The sequence below is a fragment of the Telluria sp. AZSoR62 genome (assembly GCF_058111565.1).
Genome location: NZ_JBYTST010000062.1, coordinates 1 through 515, shown reverse-complemented (window position 1 = coordinate 515; position 515 = coordinate 1). Strand labels below are relative to the sequence as shown.

Annotated in this window: 2 protein-coding genes; both read left to right on the top strand. The window is 61.7% G+C overall.

What is annotated here, in order from left to right:
* A partial coding sequence (locus tag AC3XQU_RS22865; RefSeq protein WP_489876451.1) for a hypothetical protein occupies positions 1–295 on the top strand: 295 nt, incomplete at its 5' end.
* Positions 296–297: 2 nt separating this feature from the next.
* Positions 298–515, top strand: a 218-nt coding sequence (locus AC3XQU_RS22860) for a hypothetical protein (RefSeq protein ID WP_489876450.1), incomplete at its 3' end; no start/stop codon positions are given.

Below are 515 nucleotides of genomic sequence, written 5' to 3'. Positions count from 1 at the left end.
GCGCAGAGCCGAACTCGCCGACCAAGCCCTCACCATCGCCCTCGAACGACTCGACGCACTCTGGCGCCCGCAGTACGTCAAAGCGATCCGCGGCGACGGCCACGCATCCGAAACATGCCTCCGAATACTCGACCGACAAATCAAACTCCTCGGACTCGGAGCACCCAGCCGCGCAGACATCTCCATCACCTCACGGACCGAACTCGACGTCCAAGTGGAAACACTGCTCACCAAACTCGCTGACCGACAACCCCACCCAGTGATCGAAGCCGACGAAGAACCCGACAAGGAGTAACCATGAGCACGTTCGATGGAGGAGCCTGGCGCGCGCTACCAGCGGCCGACAAGCAGTACCTACGCGACAAACTCGCTGAAGCATGCGCACGCAAAGGCATCCCCATCAACGACACCACCAGCCCCGGCATCCTCGCCCTACGTCACGAGCCGGCCGTCACCGTCCAACGCCCACATCTCGAACTCATCGACCGAGAACTCACCAAACTGCTCTCCACACC